This window comes from Herbaspirillum autotrophicum (assembly GCF_001189915.1).
In the GTDB taxonomy this organism is placed as follows: domain Bacteria; phylum Pseudomonadota; class Gammaproteobacteria; order Burkholderiales; family Burkholderiaceae_D; genus Herbaspirillum; species Herbaspirillum autotrophicum.
On the sequence record NZ_LFLS01000002.1, the window covers coordinates 205,993 to 224,888 of the forward strand.

An 18,896-nucleotide genomic window follows, 5' to 3' on the forward strand; every position below is an offset into this window, starting at 1 on the left:
ATGTTTGAATTTGACTGGAATACCATCCTCGAATCACGCACGCTGCTGGCCAGCGGCATGTGGCTGACACTCAAGATCACCCTGGTCGCGATCTGTTGCGGGCTGCTGTGGGGCACCGTGCTGGCGATGTTTCGCATCAGCAAGAATCGTTTCCTGACGCGCTTCGCCGAAATCTATGTCGCCGTGTTCCGTTCGATTCCGCTGGTCATGCTGTTGCTCTGGTTCTTTCTGATCGTGCCGCAGTTTCTCAAGGCGCTGTTCGATCTGTCGCCAAGTGTGGATATCCGTACGGTATCGGCCATGGTCGCGTTCTCCTTGCTGGAAGCGGCATTCTTTTGCGAAATCATGCGCGCCGGCATCCAGAGTCTGCCGCGCGGACAATTTCTGGCGGCCCGTGCGCTGGGCATGAATCCGTATCAGTCGATGCGTTTCATCATCTTGCCGCAAGCATGGAAAGCCATGCTGCCGCTGATCCTGACGCAATGCATCGTGATTTTTCAGGATACCTCGCTGGTGTATGTCATCGCCCTCGGCGATTTCTTCCGGCGTGCCACCAGCATCGGTGAGCGTGATGGCAACATCGTGCAGATGCTGCTGTTCGCCGGGCTGGTGTACTGGATTATCTGTTCGCTGTTATCACTGATCGTCAAACTGGTGCAATCAAGGACTTCGCATGCTTGAGTTAAGAAACGTTTCCAAATGGTATGGCAAATTCCGGGCCCTGACCGAATGCAGTGTCAGTATTGCCAAGGGCGATGTGGTGGTGTTTTGCGGACCGTCGGGTTCCGGCAAATCGACACTGATCAAACTGATCAATGGTCTGGAAGAGTTTCAGGATGGCGACATCCTGTTCAAGGGCAAATCGCTGCGCGCCGCCGGCACCAGCATGAATGCCCTGCGCACCCGAATCGGTATGGTGTTTCAGCACTTTGAGCTGTTCCCGCATTTATCGGTACGCGACAATCTGACGATTGCCCAGGTCCGGGTACTCGGTCGCGATCAGGCGCAAGCCGGCAAGAAAGCGGAAATGCTGCTGGAACGGGTCGGCATGTCGGCCCACATCGACAAGTTTCCGGCGCAATTGTCGGGCGGTCAGCAACAACGGGTCGCCATCGCCCGCGCCTTGTGCATGGACCCGGAAGTGATGCTGTTCGATGAACCGACATCCGCGCTTGATCCGGAAATGATCAATGAAGTCCTGGCGGTGATGACGGAGTTGGCGCAGGAAGGCATGACCATGCTGTGCGTGACGCACGAAATGGGTTTTGCCAAACGCGTCGCCAACAAGGTGGTGTTCATGGATCAAGGGTGCATCGTCGAAGACACGCCCAAGGACGCCTTCTTCAACACGCCGCAGACTGACCGTGCACAGGATTTTCTGAACAAGATCATTCACTGAACTACGGAAACGGCCGGCACCATGCCGGCCGTGGCTGCCGCAGATGGGCCACACTCTCGCCTCAGGCGAATCCGACCCGCTCCATGGTGCCGATATGCCGCCCCAGCAACTGTATCGCCCGCTCTGCATTGCGCTCTTTCAAGGCATCGATGATCAGCCTGTGATCCTGATCGGAGCGCGGTTGCCAGCCGCGCACCAGTCCCGCTGCGAACAGATAGCGCGAGTTGGTCAACTGCAATTGTTTCAATGTCGCCAGCAAGCGCGGCATACCGCATTCGCTCACCAATCCTTCATGAAACGCACAATTGGCGGCATCCCATTCAATCAGTGAAGCCGCCTGCGCACACTGATCCTGCGTCGCTTCCAGGCGGGCGATATGCAGCTCGGTCAGTTTCGGCACGCTGTGCCTGAGCGCCAGCACTTCCAGCGCGGCCCGCATTTCCATTGTCTCCTTGATGGCTTCTGTCGTCAGTGTCGTCACACGCACGCCGCGTCGCGGCAAGCTGATCACCAAACCTTGTGCCTCCAGACGCTGGAACGCCTCGCGCACCGGCACATGGCTCGATTGAAACTCCAGCGCCACGTGATCCTGGCGCAGGGCTGCCCCGCCTTCAATTTCGCCGCGCACGATACGCGTGCGCAACAGATCTGCAATGCGTTCTGACGATGTCGGCAGTTGGGGATGGTCGGTGTTTGGCGCAGACATTTCGAGATTATCTATAAAATTAAGGCTTGTTGAGAAAAAATAAAAGAATATAGAATAAAAAACAGAGAATCCACCAAATAAAACGGTGATCAACTCCAAATTATCTATAATTTTTCAACAGCGATGATGACATGCTTTGCCGCTGTCTGACAGCTCACCCGGTTACCACCATGCACTTGTCCGCCGATTCACTTGCCGTTTCCCCCCAACCGCCCTGCGCTACTTCACTTGCCGCACCAACGTCATGGAAAACCAGCGAAGTGGAAGCATTATTCGCACTGCCATTTCTGGATCTGCTGCATCAGGCACAAACCACGCATCGGGCGCATTTCCCTGCCAATGAAATCCAGTTATCGACCTTGCTGTCGATCAAGACCGGCGGTTGCCCGGAAGATTGCGGCTATTGCTCGCAATCATCGAAATATGAAACCAGCGGCGCCAAACCGACCAAACTGATGTCGTTGCCGGACGTACTGGCGGCGGCACAGCAGGCCAAGGATCAGGGTGCCACGCGTTTCTGCATGGGCGCCGCCTGGCGCAATCCCAAAGAGCGCGATATGCCGGCAGTAACCGAGATGGTGACGGCGGTGCGTGCACTTGGCCTGGAAACCTGCATCACGCTCGGCATGCTGAGCGGCGAGCAAGCCGGCGCACTGAAGCAGGCCGGCCTCGATTACTACAATCACAACCTCGATACCGCGCCCGATTTCTACGGCAACATCATTTCCACCCGGCCTTATCAGAGCCGCCTCGATACCCTGCAAAAGGTACGTGATGCCGGCCTGCGCGTATGTTGCGGCGGCATTATCGGCATGGGCGAAAGCCGCCGCCAGCGCGCCGCACTGATCGCGCAACTGGCGGGACTCGATCCGTATCCGGAATCGGTGCCTATCAATCATCTGGTGCCGATCAAAGGCACGCCGCTGGAAAACGCGCCACCGCTCGATCCGCTGGAATTTGTCCGCACCATCGCGGTGGCGCGCATCACCATGCCGCGCACCGTTGTGCGCCTGTCCGCCGGCCGCGAACAGATGGATGACGCCTTGCAGACCCTGTGCTTTGCCGCCGGCGCCAACTCGATTTTCCTCGGCGCGCGGTTGCTGACCACCCCCAATGCCGACATGGGCAATGACCGCAAGCTGTTTGACCGGCTCGGCCTGAAGCCGATGCCGGCAGCCGGCCAGCCAGCCGCGTGAGTGGCATCGCCGCGCCGGAACATCGCATGAACGCCGCAGCACCGGCAGCACCGCGACTGACGCTGCCGGAGCAGTCCGGCACAGCGCTGCCATCGGTCTCCTGGAACCAGGAATTCTGTCATGGTGCCTGGGTGCTGAGCAGCTATGCCGATGTCAGCACCGCCTTGCGCGATCCGCGCTTTTCAGTACAGCGCAGCCGGCGCTGGATCAACAGCAGCATCGATCCGGCGCGCACAGATCGCACCCAAAGAATCGCTGAGCAGCATCAATTGCGCGCATTCAAGCGTATCTTGTCGCGATCGTTGCTATTTCTCGACGGTCATTCCCATACCCGCTTGCGGCGCGTGATGCAGGCCGGCTTCAGCGCCGCTGCCTTGCAACGGCAAGCGCCGGCCATCAGCGCCATTGCCGAACGCCTGATACAGCAGATACTGGCGCGCGCCAGCGTCAATGCGAGCGGCGCCACCGTAGTCGAGTTCGACTTCATCCGCGATTTTGCCCGTCCGCTGCCGATACTGGTGATCGCCGAACTGCTCGGCATCACGCTCGACGGCCACAGCGGCTTTGTCGCAGCGGCCAGCGCCATTGCGGCTTTCATCGGCAGCCCGACGCCGACCATGCCGCTGGCGTTGGCGGCGCAGGAGGCACTGACGCAATTGCTCACGCATTTCCACCATGAGATCGCACTGCGCCGCACACAACCGCGAGACGACCTGGTCGGCCAGTTGATGGAAGCCGAAAGCACGGGTGCCATCAGCGCCATGGAAATGCTGGCGCAGTGTTGCACGCTGCTGTTCGCCGGCTATGAAACGACCCGCCATCTGCTCGGCAACGGCGTGCTGGCGCTGTTGCAACATCCGCTGCAATGGCAGGCACTGCAAGCAAGTCCAGAGCGGTTGCCGCGCGCCTTGCGGGAATTGTTGCGCTATCACAGCCCGGTGCAGTACACCGGGCGCCGGCTGACTGCCGATCTCGAATGGCATGGCCAGCAGTTGCGCCGCGGACAACTGGTGATTTTGCAGATTGCCGCCGCCAACCGCGACCCGCAACGCTTCAGCAATCCGGATCAGTTGGATATCAGTCGTGACGAAGGCAATCATCTGGCCTTCGGCCATGGGCCGCATGTCTGTATCGGCGCCACGCTGACTTATATGGAAGCCGAACTTGCGATGCGTGCCCTGCTGCGCGCCCTGCCCGATCTGCAACTTCAGCCGCAGGGCTGGCGCTGGGACAGCAACGATGCCTATCGCGGCCTGACCACGCTGCCCCTGACGTGCGTCATCGCGCCGCCTGCCGTCCAAGTGAGCACCGCTTCATCGGAACCTCGTCATGGATGATTTTCAAACCGCGCTGGCCGATCTGCAAGCACAGCACCTGTTGCGCCAGCGACGTATCGTGGACGGTCCGCAAGGCCCGCTGTTGCAGGTCGACGGCAAGTCGTACCTGGCATTTTGCAGCAACGATTATCTGGGACTGGCGAACCACCCGGCATTACTCGCTGCGGCCCAGGCCGGTATGCAGCAATTCGGCATGGGCGCGGCAGCATCGGCGCTGATCAGTGGTCACAGCGCTGCCCACGAGATGCTGGAACAGGAACTGGCGGCCTTTGTGGAGATGCCGCGCGCGCTGTATTTTTCCAATGGCTACATGGCCAATCTCGGCGTCATCGCCGCCCTGACCGGTCCCGGCGACACGGTCTTTGGCGACCGCCTCAATCATGCCTCGCTGATCGATGGCGCGCGTCTGTCGCGTGCCGACTTCAAGGTCTATCCACACGGCGATACGGCGACCCTGGCACGCTTGCTGGCCAAATGCCACAGCCGGCGCAAACTGGTGGTCACCGATGCCGTCTTCAGCATGGATGGCGATATTGCTCCCTTGGCTGCATTGCTGGATTTGTGCGAGCGTCATGATGCCTGGTTGCTGGTGGATGATGCCCATGGTTTTGGGGTACTCGGTACGCAAGGGCGCGGCAGCCTGCGGCATTTCTCGCTGCGTTCGGAACGCCTGATCTATATGGGCACGCTGGGCAAAGCCGCCGGTGTCGCCGGCGCTTTCGTTGCCGCCAGCGATAACCTGATTGCGTGGCTGCTGCAACGCGCGCGCACCTATATGTTCACCACCGGCAATCCGGCACTGCTGGCGACGGCGGCATCGGCCAGTCTCAAGCTGATTGCGGCAGAACCATGGCGGCGTACCCGCTTGCAGGAACTCGGCGCTTATCTGCACCAGGCACTGCGCGGTTTGCCGTGGCCACTGGCAGCATCGATCACCGCGATTCATCCGTTGCTGGTCGGTGATAACCAGACGGTACAGGCACTGGCACAGCTGCTGCGCGCGCAATCGGTCTGGGTGCCGGCAATCTGCCCGCCCACGGTGCCCAGGGGCACGGCGCGTCTGCGTATTTCCTTGTCGGCATTGCATACCGAAGCCCATATTGACCAACTGGCGCAGGCGCTCGGCGCGGCCGCCACCGCACTGACACGGACGGCACCATGAACGGGCCACTGTCATCAGCGCTGATGCAACGCAGCCTGCGCAGTGTCTGGCATCCCTGCACGCAAATGCAACACCATGAAGCGACACCGCTGATTCCGATTGTGCGCGGCCAAGGTGCATGGCTGTACGACGCTGACGGCCGGCGCTATCTGGATGCCATCAGTTCGTGGTGGGTCAACCTGTTCGGCCACGCCAACGGCCGCATCAATGCCGCCCTCAAGGATCAGCTGGACCGGCTGGAACATGCGATGCTGGCCGGCTTCACCCATGAACCGGTGATTGCGCTGTCGGAACAGTTGTCGGCCTTGACCGGGCATGTGCTGGGGCATTGTTTCTATGCTTCGGACGGCGCCTCAGCCGTCGAAATCGCCTTGAAAATGAGCGTGCATGCCTGGCGCAATGCCGGCCACACTGCCAAGCAAGAGTTTGTCTGCCTGCAAGGCGGGTATCACGGCGAAACGCTGGGCGCGCTCGGCGTCACCGATATGCCCTTGTTCCGCGAAGCGTATGGGGCGCTGGTACGCCCGGCACATGTGGTGGCATCCCCCGATCCGCGGCAGGCACGCGACGGCGAGTCTGCCGCAGATGTGGCGGCGCGGTCGCTGGCGGAACTTGAACAGTTGCTGCAACAACGGGCTGGTCATATCGCTGCCGTGATTATCGAGCCGCTGGTGCAGTGCGCCAACGGCATGGCCATGCATGCGCCGGACTATTTATCGGCGCTGCGCCGCCTGTGCGACACCTGGCAAGTGCATCTGATCGCCGATGAAATTGCAGTCGGTTGCGGCCGCAGCGGCACCTTCTTTGCATGTGAACAGGCGGCCATCTGGCCTGACTTTCTGTGTCTGTCCAAAGGGATCAGCGGCGGCTATCTGCCACTGTCACTGGTAATGACGCGGGATGATATCTACGCTGCGTTTTACGCCAGCGATATGCGCCGGGGCTTTCTGCATTCGCATTCGTATACCGGCAATCCGCTCGCCTGCCGGGCGGCGCTGGCCACGCTGGCGATTTTCCGGGAAGACCGGATACTGGAACGCAATCAGGCGCTGGCCGGCAGTATGACCGCCGCCTTGCAACCGCTGGCACAAGACCCGCGCATCATGCACTTTCGCCAGCGCGGAATGATCTGGGCCTGTGATGCGCGCATCACCGATACCGCTCTGGCTGCGACCTTCGCACGCCGCTTCGCCGCCGAGGCCTGCCGCCAGGAATTGCTGCTGCGGCCAATCGGCCAGACCATCTACCTGATGCCGCCTTACATACTGGACGGAGATGAAGTCGCGCTGCTGGCCGACCGCACCTGTCGCGTGTTTGACCGTGTCATGCAAGGAACATGAGAATGCAAGTAGCACCGCAAGCGTATTTCATCACCGGCACCGATACCGGCGTCGGCAAGACCCTGATCGCCTCGGCGCTGATGCACGCCATGGCCGGACAAGGCCGGCGGGTGGCCGGCATGAAGCCGGTGGCGTCCGGCACCACCTGGCACGACGGTGCCTGGCATAACGACGACGTGGATGCCTTGCAAGCCGCATCCAACCTCACGTTCAATGCCGCGCTCGTCAATCCCTATCTGTTGCAAGAACCGGCCGCGCCGCATATCGCGGCTGCCGCCGAGGGCATCGGCATCGACCTCGATCATATCGAACGCTGCTATCAGACGCTGTGTGCCAGCGCCGACACCGTCATCGTCGAAGGTGTCGGTGGTTTCATCGTTCCGCTCAACGACCACTGCGACACCGCGGATCTGGTGTGCCGCCTCGATCTGCCGGTGATTCTGGTGGTGGGGATCAGGCTCGGTTGCATCAGCCACGCATTGCTGACCATCGAGGCAATTGCCGCGCGCGGTTTGCACCTCGCAGGATGGGTGGCGAACCTGACAACGCCGGAGACGGCCAATGTGACGCCCATGATTGCCACTTTGCAGCGCCGCATCAACGCGCCCTTGCTGGGCTGCGTGCCCTGCCTGCCGGCAGCGGATGCCGCCGGCGCGGCGCACTTCCTCGATATGACGGCCTTGCTGACGGCAAATAATACGTCCAGATGAAACAACGCCGGCGTCAGGAATGCTCCCGACGCCGGCGTTGTTTATGTTTGCAGTCTGCGCGGGGCCTGCTTAAAACGCATCTCCCGGCACTCGCACCCAACCTTCCATCAGCACGCGTGCGCTGCGACTCATGATGGCTTTGGAGACGCTCCATTCGCCGTTGACCTGTACCGCTTCAGCGCCGACGCGCAAAGTACCCGACGGATGGCCGAAGCGCACTGCGCTTTGCTTGCCGCCGCCGGCGGCCAGATTGACCAGCGTGCCCGGTACGGCGGCGGCGGTGCCGATGGCCACTGCTGCCGTGCCCATCATGGCGTGGTGCAGTTTGCCCATCGACATCGCGCGCACCAGCAAATCGACATCGGCGCTGGTGACTTGTTTGCCGCTCGACGCCACATAGGCAGCCGGTTTGGCGACGAACGCCACCTTCGGCGTGTGCTGACGCTTGGCGGCTTCGCTGATGTCCTTGATCAGCCCCATGCGCACCGCACCCCAGGCGCGAATCGTTTCGAATCTGGCCAGCGCAGCCGGATCGCTGTTGATGGCGTCTTGCAGTTCAGTACCGGTGTAGCCGATCTCTTCGGCGTTGAGGAAAATGGTCGGAATGCCGGCGTTGATCATGGTGGCCTTGAAGGTGCCGATACCCGGCACTTCCAGATCATCGACCAGATTGCCGGTCGGGAACATGGAACCGCCTGCGCCCTCCTCGTCTGCTGCCGGGTCCATGAATTCCAGCTGCACTTCGGCTGCCGGGAAGGTCACGCCGTCGAGTTCGAAATCACCGGTTTCCTGTACTTCGCCATTGGTAACCGGCACATGGGCGATGATGGTCTTGCTGATATTGGCTTGCCAGATGCGCACCGTGGCCATGCCGTCTTGCGGCACCCGGCTCGGATGAATCAGGCCGCTGCTGATGGCAAACGAGCCGACCGCCGCCGACAGATTGCCGCAGTTGCCGCTCCAGTCGACAAACGCCTTGTCGATGGCGACCTGACCAAACAGGTAATCGACATCGTGGTCCGGCTTGCTGCTCTTGGACAAGATCACGGTCTTGCTGGTGCTCGACGTCGCACCGCCCATGCCGTCGATTTGCTTGCCGTAAGGATCGGGACTGCCGATCACGCGCATCAGCAAGGCATCGCGCGCCGCGCCCGGTACCTGCGCCGAGGCCGGCAAATCCTGCAAGCGGAAAAACACGCCCTTGCTGGTGCCGCCACGGATGTAGCTGGCCGGAATCTTGATTTGCGGTAAATGTTTCATGTACGTGGTCCTGACATAAACTGTGGTTCAACTGTAGTTCAACGGTGATGCGCCCGCGACCGGCAGCGCCTCACGCAGAGTCGATTGCCGTTCAGGCCGCCGTCGACGATTCCAGGAAATCCTGCGCAAAACGCTGCAACACGCCGCCGGCTTCGTAGATCGAGACTTCTTCCGCCGTATCGAGACGGCAGATCACCGGTACTTCGGTGCGTTCGCCATTCTTGCGATTGATGACCAGCGTCAGCGTGGTACGCGGCGTGCGCTCACCGACGACATCGTAAGTTTCAGTACCGTCGAGGCCCAGCGTGAGGCGGTTGACGCCCGGCTTGAACTCCAGCGGCAGCACGCCCATGCCGACCAGATTGGTGCGGTGGATACGTTCGAAACCTTCGGCCACGATCACTTCCACGCCGGCCAGACGCACGCCCTTGGCGGCCCAGTCACGCGAAGAACCTTGACCATAGTCGGCGCCGGCAATCACGATCAGCGGTTGCTTGCGTTCCATGTAGGTTTCAATCGCTTCCCACATGCGCGTGACTTTGCCTTCCGGTTCGATACGGGTCAACGAGCCGGCTTTGACCTTGCCGTTTTCCAGCACCATTTCGTTTTTCAATGTCGGATTGGCGAAGGTCGCGCGTTGTGCGGTCAGGTGATCGCCGCGATGGGTGGCGTAGGAATTGAAGTCTTCTTCCGGCAAGCCCATCTTCGCCAGATATTCACCGGCGGCGCTGTTGAGCATGATGGCGTTCGAGGGCGACAAGTGATCGGTGGTGATGTTGTCACCGAGGATCGCCAGCGGCCGCATGCCGCGCATGGTGCGCTCACCGGCCAGTGCGCCTTCCCAGTATGGCGGGCGACGGATGTAGGTGGTCTGCGGACGCCAGTCATACAGCGGGCTGACTTTTTCGCCATTATCGGCAACCACCGCGAACATCGGCTCATAGACCTTGCGGAACAGTTCCGGCTTGACGCTGGTGGCGACGATGGCATCGATTTCTTCATCCGATGGCCAGATATCCTTGAGGCTGACCGGCTTGCCGTCCTTGTCGATCCCGAGGATGTCCTTTTCGATATCAAAGCGGATGGTGCCGGCGATGGCATACGCTACCACCAGCGGCGGCGAGGCCAGAAATGCCTGTTTGGCGTAAGGATGGATGCGGCCATCAAAGTTGCGATTGCCGGACAACACGGCCGTCGCATACAAATCGCGATCCACCACTTCTTTTTGAATCACCGGATCGAGCGCACCGCTCATGCCGTTACAGGTGGTGCAGGCAAACGCCACGACGCCGAAGCCGAGTTGTTCCAGTTCCGACATCAGCGACGCTTCTTCCAGGTACAGCGCGACCGTCTTCGAGCCGGGCGCCAGAGAGCTCTTCACCCATGGCTTGCGGGTCAGGCCGCGGGCATTGGCATTGCGCGCCAGCAAACCGGCGGCAATCATGTTGCGCGGATTATTGGTATTGGTGCAGCTGGTGATGGCGGCGATGATCACGGCGCCGTCCGGCATCAGGCCCGGTTCGTTTTCTACCTTGCCGCTGATGCCGCGAGCAGCCAGTTCCGAGGTCGGCACCCGGTTGTGCGGATTGGACGGGCCGGCGATATTGCGCACCACCGATGACAGGTCGAACTTGAGTACGCGTTCGTATTCGGCATGCTTGAGGCTGTCGGCCCACAGGCCGGTTTCCCTGGCATAGGTTTCCACCAGCTTGACCAGCGCGTCGTCGCGGCCGGTCAGCTTGAGGTATTTGATGGTTTGTTCATCGATGTAGAACATCGCTGCGGTGGAGCCGAATTCCGGCGCCATGTTGGAAATCGTGGCGCGGTCGCCGAGTGTCAGGTGCGAGGCACCTTCGCCATAGAATTCCAGATACGACGACACCACTTTTTGCGCACGCAAGAACTCGGTCAGCGCCAGTACGATATCGGTAGCAGTAATGCCCGGTTGCGGTTTGCCGCTCAGTTCGACGCCGATGATATCCGGCAGGCGCATCCACGAGGCGCGGCCGAGCATCACGCTTTCGGCTTCCAGACCACCGACGCCAATCGCGATCACGCCCAGCGCATCGACCATCGGCGTGTGGCTGTCGGTACCGACCAGCGTGTCCGGATAAGCCACGCCATCCTTGACCTGAATCACCGGCGACATGCGTTCCAGATTGATCTGATGCAAGATACCGTTGCCCGGTGGAATCACGTCGACATTCTTGAACGCCTTCTTGGTCCAGTTGATGAAGTCGAAACGGTCTTCGTTGCGCCGGTCTTCGATCACGCGGTTCTTGTCGAACGCGTCCGGATCAAAACCACCGCATTCGACTGCCAGCGAGTGGTCCACTACCAGTTGCGTCGGCACCACCGGATTGACCAGTGCCGGGTCACCGCCCTGCAACGCAATCGCATCGCGCAGACCGGCCAGATCGACCAGTGCGGTTTGCCCGAGAATGTCGTGACATACGACGCGTGCCGGGAACCATGGGAAGTCCAGATCGCGCTTGCGTTCGATGAACTGTTTCAGGGACGCGGTCAGCGTTGCCGGGTCGCAGCGGCGCACCAGATTTTCCGCCAGTACGCGCGAGGTGTACGGCAGTTTGTCGTAAGCGCCGGGTGCGATTGCATCGACGGCGGCACGCGTATCGAAGAAATCCAGTGAGGTGCCGGGCAACGGTTTGCGGTGTGCTGTGTTCATGGCTCAGTCAGTAAAAATGTGATGACAGGGGTTGGGCTGTATAACGTGATAATGACGACCGGCATGCCCGCCTGGTGTTCTGGCCGATCGCTTGCTTTTCAACATTCCGCTGAAAGTTTGCCTGCAATACAGCAATCAGCGTGCCAAGTATCGCGCGATCCGCAGGCAATTCGCCCGAAAATGAAAATAAACCAACAAAATCAATCCTCTGCGTCACAAAACAGCCCAAACAGGCAATCTGCAATCTGAAATCCGGGACTCAAAACGTTTCAATCGGTGTTACATTTACAGCCATTGAAACGTCATGCTGAACGCATTTGAAACATGTCATCCCCTGCTCCTGTCCGGCGTGAAGCCACCGATCCGAATCATCCGCCGGTCATCTGGACCGTTTCCGTGTCGCGCCTGTCCGATCTGTTCCGGGATATTTCGCTGGAGTACGACGGTCGCGCCGTGATCGAGCCGATTGATCTGGGCTTCGATGACGCCGCCCGCTACATCCGCGAGCGCCTGGAAACTGAACGTTGCGACGCCGTGATTGCCGCCGGTTCCAACGGTGCCTATCTGAAAACCCGGTTGTCGGTGCCGGTAGTGATCGCCAAGGCCAGCGGCTTCGATGTCTTGCAAGCGTTGTCGCGGGCGCGCCGGATTTCGCCGGATATCGGCATCATCACCTATCAGTCCACCATGCCGGCACTGACTGAATTCCAGAACGCCTTCGGTTTCAATATCCAGCAACGCAACTACGCCACCGCAGAAGATGCGCGCGCGCAAATCAATGAACTCAAGGCCAGCGGCGTCAAAGCGATTGTCGGCGCCGGCCTGATTACCGATCTGGCCGAAGAAGCCGGCCTGACTGGGGTATTCATGTATTCCGCCGCCTCGATCCGGCAATCGTTTGAAGATGCACTGGAAATCGCGCGCCTGACCCGGCTCGAATCGAGCCGTACGCGCAGCACGCCGGTAGCCGACACCTTGCGCGCCAAGCACGGCCTCAACGAACTGCGTGGTGATTCGGCACTGATGGAAACCCTGCGGCAATCGATCGTGTTGTATGCCCGCTCCCAGGCGACGGTCTTGATTCAGGGCGAAACCGGCACCGGCAAGGAAATGGTGGCGCAAGCGATTCATCGCGAAAATCCGCGCGCCGACAGCAAACCGTTTGTCGCCGTCAATTGCGGTGCGATTGCCGAATCCTTGCTGGAATCGGAATTGTTCGGCTACGAAGAAGGCGCGTTCACCGGTTCCCGTCGTGGCGGTCACGCCGGCTTGTTTGAAGCGGCCCATCGCGGCACCCTGTTTCTCGATGAAATCGGCGAAATGCCACTGACCTTGCAAACGCGGCTGCTGCGGGTACTGGAAGAGCGTGAAGTGGTGCGCGTCGGTGGCACCCGGCCGATCGCCGTCGATGTCCGCATCATCAGCGCCACCCATTGCGATCTCGAACAACGCGTGCGTGAAGGCCGCTTCCGCGCCGATCTGTTTTATCGCCTGGCGGTATTGCGGCTGACGCTGGCGCCGCTGCGCGAACGTCCGGAAGATTTGATCGTGCTGGCCGAATGGTGTCTCAAGAAAGCGCTGGCGGCGCTCGGTGCACGTCCGCATCCGAATCTGCATGCTGAAATCGTCGCCTGCACGCCGCTACTGAGCGCCTATGCCTGGCCCGGCAATGTGCGCGAAGTGCGCAATCTGATGGAACGGCTGGCGCTGTTTCTGGCGGCAGAACCGCTGCAAGCGCTGTCGCCGGCATTCATCCTCAGCGTCACCCCGGAATTCAACCAGACTTCAATGCCGCCGCCGGTGATTGCGGCGGCCAGCGTCGCCACCAATGCCGCGCCGTCGGGAACCGAAGACATCGCGCAGGTATTGGCGCGCTTCGGCGGCAATCGTGAAGCCGCTGCCAGGTATCTGGGCATCAGCCGTACTACCTTGTGGCGCAAGATCAAGGGGCAATAAGATCGCAGCGCTGCACTATGCGGCGGCCACCGCTGTCCGGCGTCGCCTGGCATCGGCAATCACGTCCAGATTGGCCGTGCCCCAGTCGCACATTGCCGTAATGATGGCTTCCAGCGATACACCGAATTCCGTGACCTTGTATTCGACGCGCGGCGGCACTTCGGGATACACGATGCGCTCGATGATGCCGTCGCTTTCGAGTTCGCGCAGTTGTTCGGTCAGTACTTTCTGGGAAATATCGGCAATTGCACGGCGCAATTCTCCGGTTCTGTGCGGTTGTTCAAGCAGATAACACAGGATGGTGCACTTCCATTTGCCGCCGATCAGAAAAATCGTGGCGTCGATGGGAAATTTGAATTCAGTCGCCTTCATGGGTGTGGTTTTCGTTGGACAGGAACAAAAAAGTACCTACTTTTCAGGTACCGATGGCTTCGCTAGTATGCGCTTTTCCATTGATTCCTGAACAGCAGCCATGAAAAACGCCAAGACCCTGATCATCGTGACACACCCCGATATCGACAATTCCGTGATCAACAAACGCTGGGTAGAACAACTGCAACAATACCCGGATCAGATCACCATTCATCAGCTGCACGCCCGCTATCCGGATGGCAATATCGATGTCGCCGCGGAACAGCAACTGCTGCGCGATCACGACCACATCGTGTTGCAGTTTCCGCTGTATTGGTTCAGCACCCCGCCGCTGTTGAAAAAATGGCTGGACGACGTACTGGCGCACGGCTTTGCGTATGGCAGCGGCGCCGGGGAACGGCAACTGGCGGGCAAACGGATCGGACTGGCCATCTCGGCCGGCATCAAGGCCGCCGACTACAGCGAAAATGGCCGCTATCAATTCACCATCGACGAATTGATGCGACCACTGCAACTCACGATTACCTACATCAGCGCCGAACTGTTGCCGGTATTTGCCTGTTACGGCGCCGAGTCCGGGGTTTCTGAAGCAGAACTGCAAGCCAGCGCCGACGACTATCTGGCCTATATCCGGCACATTTCCAGCGGCGCCGGCCAACTGCTCACCAACTGAAGCGGCACACCGCCATCACGGCGACTGCGCAATCAGTCGCCGGCCTTCAACAAGCCGGTGGCCAGTTGCCGGAAGGCATCGACGGCCTTGACCAAGACGGTCGGCGGATCCTCGGCGGCGGCAATCCACAGCGAGGCATTCAGCGCTGCGCCGTTAAGCAGCCGCGCAGTGGCTTCGGCATCCACCGGCTTGACGACGCCATCCTCGATCAAGGCCTGGATGGCGCAGGTCGACCTGCCGAGGCATACATTCTGGCTCGGCCATTGCGACGGATCGCCGAGCACGGCCGGTCCGTCGCGCAGCATGATGCGCTGGATTTCAGGCTCCAGCGCCATTTCGATATAGGCGATGTTTTCCGCCATGAATCCGTGCCATGCACTCTCGGCGCCTTCTTGCGCAGCGCGGGCGCGGGCCCCCATTTCGGCATCGATCTGTTCCACTACCGCTTGCAGCAAGCCCTTCTTGTCGCCGAAGTTGTGATACAACGCACCTCGCGTCAATCCCGCCGCCGCCGTCAGATCATCCATCGATGCTGCCGCATATCCCTTGGCGGCGAAGGCTTCGCGCGCCGCCTGAATCAGCTTGGTCCGCGTCTCTTCCACCATTTGCGCACGTCGTTTTGTCACTTCTTGTCCTTATCAAAGGACATACGCTATGTATATTAGTTTACATACGAAGCGTATATCGGAATATACTGGCATACGCGGCGTATGCAAAAGACCATTCCGGTCATTGAACGTCTCCGCGCCTGAAACACCGATACCGGTGCCACCTGCACCGCCTTTGGGGCGGCGTCCGCGTTGCAGCGGCAATGCTGCTCTTCTATCTGTTAATTGGACTACACAATGTCAACACGCAATGCCATCTTTCCAGCCGGCCGTCAGGCACTTTATGAAATCAACCGTTATTCGGCAGCAATCCGTTCCGGCGACCTGCTGTTCGTCTCGGGCCAGGTCGGGAGCCGGGAAGACGGGTCACCCGAACCAAACTTCGGCAAACAAGTGCAACTTGCCTTCGATAATCTGACCGCAGTACTGAAAGCCGCCGGTTGTACTTTCGATGACGTAGTCGATGTCACCACGTTTCATACCGATCCGGCCAACCAGTGGGAAACGCTCAACGCGATTCGGCTGCAAATGATCGGTGCCGCGCCCTATCCTAACTGGACTGCGGTCGGCGTCAACTGGCTGGCCGGTTTCGATTTCGAAATCAAGGTGATCGCCCGCATTCCCCAGGCCGCCTGACCGGCAACCGGCAGCCAGCGCCGGTGACAATATGACAAGGGGAGCAAAGTAACATGCCAGCAGTCACAGTGTCTCTTCCCGCACCGCCTGCTCCAGATTGACGCTGACCCGCAGCAGCAGCGCATGCAATTGCGCCTGTTCGGCCTCGCTCAATCCTGCCAGCGCCCGCTGGCATGCCGCATCCATGACCGCCTTGCCTTTCGGCATCTGGCGCGCCGCCTGTTTCGTCAGTGAAATCAGCTTGCTGCGCCCATCATCGGGATCGGCTACCCGTTCCACCAGACCATCGCGTTCCATGCGGTTCAGCAACTGCGCCATGCTCGGCTGCTCGACCTGCGCCACGCGCGCCAATCCGGCCTGCGATGACGGTCCGTGGCGCTTGAGCATCACCAGCACTGGCAACTGACTGACGGCAAATCCCAACTCCTTGATGGGCTGGTCGACCACGCGGGTAAAGGTGCGGTTGATGTGACCGATCAACCGGAGCGGATTTTTATCTATATCGGTATCGGTGGCGCTTGACATATCAATAGGATCCTATTTATATTGAATAGGATCCTATTATAAATTGAAAGTGAATCACATGACACTACGTATAGCCATTATCGGCGCTGGCCCGGGCGGATTGACGCTGGCCCGCCTCCTGTATTGCCACGGCATCCGGGCCACCGTATTCGAGCGCGATGCCGATCCGCTGTGGCGTCCGCAAGGCGGCACGCTTGATCTGCATGAGGATTCCGGCCTGCTGGCGCTGCGGCAAGCGGGTTTGATGGATGAATTCCTGAAAGTTGCGCGTTATGAAGATCAGGGCAGCAAAATGTTCGACATGGCCGGCAATCTGCTGCTGGAAGATGACGGCATGGCCGAAGGCAACCGTCCCGAAGTTGACCGCACCGCGCTGCGTGCCATGCTGCTGGCATCCTTGCCGTCTGACACGGTACGCTGGAATCATGCACTGCGCGAAGTGACTGCCGCCCCCGACGGTAGCTGGCATCTGCATGTTGACGGCCGCGATACCGCCGCATTCGATCTGGTGGTCGGTGCCGATGGTGCGTGGTCGCGGGTACGGCCATTGCTGTCGCCTTATGCGCCGCAGTACAGCGGGATATCGTTTCTGGAATTCGGAATTGATGACGCTGATCGCGCGCATCCGCTGCTGTCCAAGCTGGTGGGCTCGGGCAAGATGGGCGTCGAGGGTGATGGCAAGGGCATCATCGTGCAGCGCAACGGCAATGCGCATTTGCGCGGCTATGCGATCTTTCGGGTGCCGACCAGCTGGATGCAGCAACGCTTCGATTTTTCCGCACCGGCCTTACTGCGCGCCGCGCTGATACGCGAGTACGCCGGTTATGCCGACACCCTGCTCGACCTGTTCCGCGCCAGCAATGACAATTTCACCGAACGTCAGATTCATGCCTTGCCCATCGGCCATTGCTGGCAACATCGTGCCGGCCTGACGCTGCTCGGCGATGCGGCGCACGTGATGTCGCCGTTCGGCGGCGATGGCGTCAACAACGCCATGCTGGATGCGCTCGAACTGGCCAACGCACTGACCGGCACTGCCCCATGGCAGGAGGCGGTAGCACATTATGAACAGGCCATGTTCAGCCGCACCATTGCGTCGGCAACCGGTGCCGCCGAAGCGGCAGCGACCTTCCTGTCGCATGATGGTCAGGCGCAAACGCTGGAAATGTATCGCCGCCATCAGGCTGCTGCATCTCAGGCGCAATGAGCATCACGCCGGCTGCCGGATCGCCGGCAACCGCCACCGCCTGCGGGTTCATTTACTGTTGACCGACTTCGGCGTACGGCCAAAAAAACGCGTAAATGCCACGCTGAAGCTGCTCGGATGTTCATAGCCGGTCTGCCATGCCGCCTGCGCCACCTGGCAGCCGCCTTCCAGCAAGGTCCACGCATGGCGCATGCGGATTTCCAGCAAGAGCTGATACGGGCTGCGCTGATACAACAATGCACAGCCTGCTTTCAATTTGAATTCACTGATCCCCACCGTCGCACACAGCCAGGAAACCGTCAGCGCCTGCGCCATGTGGGTATGCATCAGCTCGCGCACCTGTTCAATTTTGGCAATCTCGCGTTCCGGCCAGCGGCGGCCGGCAGTCGGCGTGGGGTCGGCGTGCGGTTTGAGCCCCCGCAACTGTTCGGCCAGCAAACTCAGTGTATGGATTTGCAGATCCAGTGTATTGAGTCCGGCGGTCGCCGGTGCCGCCCGCCGTTGCCGCAGCAATGCATCAATGTGCACATTGCTGGCACCGGCAGTCGGACCGAACGCCAGTTGCCTCACGCCATTGGCCGGCAACAAGTCGCGACATCGCGGCTCACCGAGGTAACGCGCCAACACCGATTCTTCAATCAGCAAACGCAACTGCGCCACCCGCGCACCGGCGGCATAACGGCGCTGACCAATGCTGTGACGAAAGCCTGACATCGTGGTGTGGCCGCCGCGAAACGGCAACTGCCCGCCATCCCGGCTCTGATAAACCGAATCGCCTTGCAAGCCGAAGGTAATCACCAGCACGCGGGCATCAAGCAGATTGGCATTTTCTTCCGCCAGATCGTGCTGCGGCTGATAGTCGGAATGTACCAGTACCAGCCCCGGTTCCAGTTGACAGCGATCGGCATGGCAGCGGCCCGCAACCTCAGGCAACGGCATGCGCTGCCAGCCGTTGGCGGGTGCGAAAGCGGATCGTGACGAAGGCAATTGCCGGTGCATGAGTTCCTTGTGCCAACACGGTGGCGCTGGTGGTTGAGATTAAAGTTGTGAGCTGTCTTGTATGTCATTCCGGCCGTCCCGGCGACGTTTGCGCCGGAATGCAAATGAAATCCGCCGGAATCCC

General features: G+C 60.2%; 18 protein-coding genes. 11 read left to right on the forward strand and 7 right to left on the reverse strand.

All coding sequences use genetic code 11. The annotated features are described in order from the left end of the window. Positions 1-681, forward strand: coding sequence for an ABC transporter permease subunit (locus AKL27_RS02260; protein ID WP_050461014.1), 681 nt, complete (start codon positions 1-3; stop codon positions 679-681). Then, entirely contained in the window at positions 674-1,399 is a 726-nt protein-coding gene (locus AKL27_RS02265) for an amino acid ABC transporter ATP-binding protein (protein WP_050461015.1), read from the forward strand. Before AKL27_RS02260 ends, AKL27_RS02265 begins: the two co-directional genes overlap by 8 nt. 61 nt (positions 1,400-1,460) lie before the next feature. Here AKL27_RS02265 and AKL27_RS02270 read toward each other — a convergent pair whose 3' ends face one another. Beyond that, a complete protein-coding gene (locus tag AKL27_RS02270) occupies positions 1,461-2,105 on the reverse strand; it encodes a GntR family transcriptional regulator (protein WP_050461018.1) in 645 nt (214 codons plus the stop codon). 170 nt (positions 2,106-2,275) lie between these two features. Here AKL27_RS02270 and bioB point away from each other — a divergent pair, with 170 nt between their 5' ends. From bioB to bioD, 5 genes are read left to right on the forward strand one after another with little or no spacing between them, the layout of a single operon-like run. Further along, a complete protein-coding gene (gene bioB, locus AKL27_RS02275; protein WP_050461020.1) occupies positions 2,276-3,301 on the forward strand; it encodes a biotin synthase BioB in 1,026 nt (341 codons plus the stop codon). A gap of 26 nt (positions 3,302-3,327) precedes the next feature. Beyond that, the gene (locus AKL27_RS02280) at positions 3,328-4,638 is read left to right on the forward strand and encodes a cytochrome P450 (protein WP_083438815.1); all 1,311 of its coding nucleotides are present in this window, start codon (positions 3,328-3,330) and stop codon (positions 4,636-4,638) included. Next, positions 4,631-5,800 carry an 8-amino-7-oxononanoate synthase gene (gene bioF / locus AKL27_RS02285; protein ID WP_050461021.1) on the forward strand — a complete coding sequence of 390 codons (1,170 nt, stop codon included), beginning with the start codon at positions 4,631-4,633 and terminating at the stop codon, positions 5,798-5,800. Before AKL27_RS02280 ends, bioF begins: the two co-directional genes overlap by 8 nt. Then, positions 5,797-7,140 carry an adenosylmethionine--8-amino-7-oxononanoate transaminase gene (gene bioA / locus AKL27_RS02290; RefSeq protein WP_050461022.1) on the forward strand — a complete coding sequence of 448 codons (1,344 nt, stop codon included), beginning with the start codon at positions 5,797-5,799 and terminating at the stop codon, positions 7,138-7,140. The genes bioF and bioA overlap by 4 nt, the downstream gene beginning before the upstream one ends. Continuing rightward, the gene (bioD, locus tag AKL27_RS02295) at positions 7,137-7,850 is read left to right on the forward strand and encodes a dethiobiotin synthase (RefSeq protein ID WP_083438816.1); all 714 of its coding nucleotides are present in this window, start codon (positions 7,137-7,139) and stop codon (positions 7,848-7,850) included. The genes bioA and bioD overlap by 4 nt, the downstream gene beginning before the upstream one ends. A 69-nt stretch (positions 7,851-7,919) precedes the next feature. On the opposite strand, the gene prpF is transcribed toward bioD, so the two are convergent. Then, a complete protein-coding gene (prpF, locus tag AKL27_RS02300; RefSeq protein ID WP_050461026.1) occupies positions 7,920-9,110 on the reverse strand; it encodes a 2-methylaconitate cis-trans isomerase PrpF in 1,191 nt (396 codons plus the stop codon). 91 nt (positions 9,111-9,201) lie between these two features. Next, the gene (gene acnD / locus AKL27_RS02305; protein ID WP_050461028.1) at positions 9,202-11,796 is read right to left on the reverse strand and encodes a Fe/S-dependent 2-methylisocitrate dehydratase AcnD; all 2,595 of its coding nucleotides are present in this window, start codon (positions 11,794-11,796) and stop codon (positions 9,202-9,204) included. A 324-nt stretch (positions 11,797-12,120) separates the two neighbouring features. Between acnD and prpR the strand changes: the two genes are divergently transcribed. Next, positions 12,121-13,752, forward strand: coding sequence for a propionate catabolism operon regulatory protein PrpR (gene prpR, locus AKL27_RS02310; protein ID WP_050461030.1), 1,632 nt, complete (start codon positions 12,121-12,123; stop codon positions 13,750-13,752). Positions 13,753-13,767: 15 nt separating this feature from the next. Here prpR and AKL27_RS02315 read toward each other — a convergent pair whose 3' ends face one another. Continuing rightward, positions 13,768-14,124: a winged helix-turn-helix transcriptional regulator gene (locus AKL27_RS02315; protein ID WP_050461032.1), complete on the reverse strand. Its 357-nt coding sequence runs from the start codon at positions 14,122-14,124 to the stop codon at positions 13,768-13,770. A 100-nt stretch (positions 14,125-14,224) separates the two neighbouring features. Here AKL27_RS02315 and AKL27_RS02320 point away from each other — a divergent pair, with 100 nt between their 5' ends. Then, positions 14,225-14,797, forward strand: a complete 573-nt coding sequence (locus AKL27_RS02320; RefSeq protein WP_050461034.1) for an NAD(P)H-dependent oxidoreductase — start codon at positions 14,225-14,227, stop codon at positions 14,795-14,797. Positions 14,798-14,829: 32 nt separating this feature from the next. On the opposite strand, the gene AKL27_RS02325 is transcribed toward AKL27_RS02320, so the two are convergent. Continuing rightward, positions 14,830-15,423: a TetR/AcrR family transcriptional regulator gene (locus AKL27_RS02325; protein WP_232310872.1), complete on the reverse strand. Its 594-nt coding sequence runs from the start codon at positions 15,421-15,423 to the stop codon at positions 14,830-14,832. A gap of 219 nt (positions 15,424-15,642) precedes the next feature. On the opposite strand from AKL27_RS02325, the gene AKL27_RS02330 reads away from it, so the two are divergent. Then, complete coding sequence (locus AKL27_RS02330; RefSeq protein WP_050461037.1) at positions 15,643-16,041, forward strand: RidA family protein; 399 nt, start codon at positions 15,643-15,645, stop codon at positions 16,039-16,041. A 63-nt stretch (positions 16,042-16,104) separates the two neighbouring features. On the opposite strand, the gene AKL27_RS02335 is transcribed toward AKL27_RS02330, so the two are convergent. Continuing rightward, positions 16,105-16,566 carry a MarR family winged helix-turn-helix transcriptional regulator gene (locus AKL27_RS02335; RefSeq protein ID WP_050461039.1) on the reverse strand — a complete coding sequence of 154 codons (462 nt, stop codon included), beginning with the start codon at positions 16,564-16,566 and terminating at the stop codon, positions 16,105-16,107. A gap of 58 nt (positions 16,567-16,624) precedes the next feature. Here AKL27_RS02335 and AKL27_RS02340 point away from each other — a divergent pair, with 58 nt between their 5' ends. After that, entirely contained in the window at positions 16,625-17,773 is a 1,149-nt protein-coding gene (locus AKL27_RS02340) for an FAD-dependent oxidoreductase (RefSeq protein WP_050461040.1), read from the forward strand. Between the two features lie 48 nt (positions 17,774-17,821). Here AKL27_RS02340 and AKL27_RS02345 read toward each other — a convergent pair whose 3' ends face one another. Continuing rightward, positions 17,822-18,772 carry a helix-turn-helix transcriptional regulator gene (locus AKL27_RS02345; RefSeq protein WP_050461041.1) on the reverse strand — a complete coding sequence of 317 codons (951 nt, stop codon included), beginning with the start codon at positions 18,770-18,772 and terminating at the stop codon, positions 17,822-17,824. Positions 18,773-18,896: the final 124 nt, after the last annotated feature.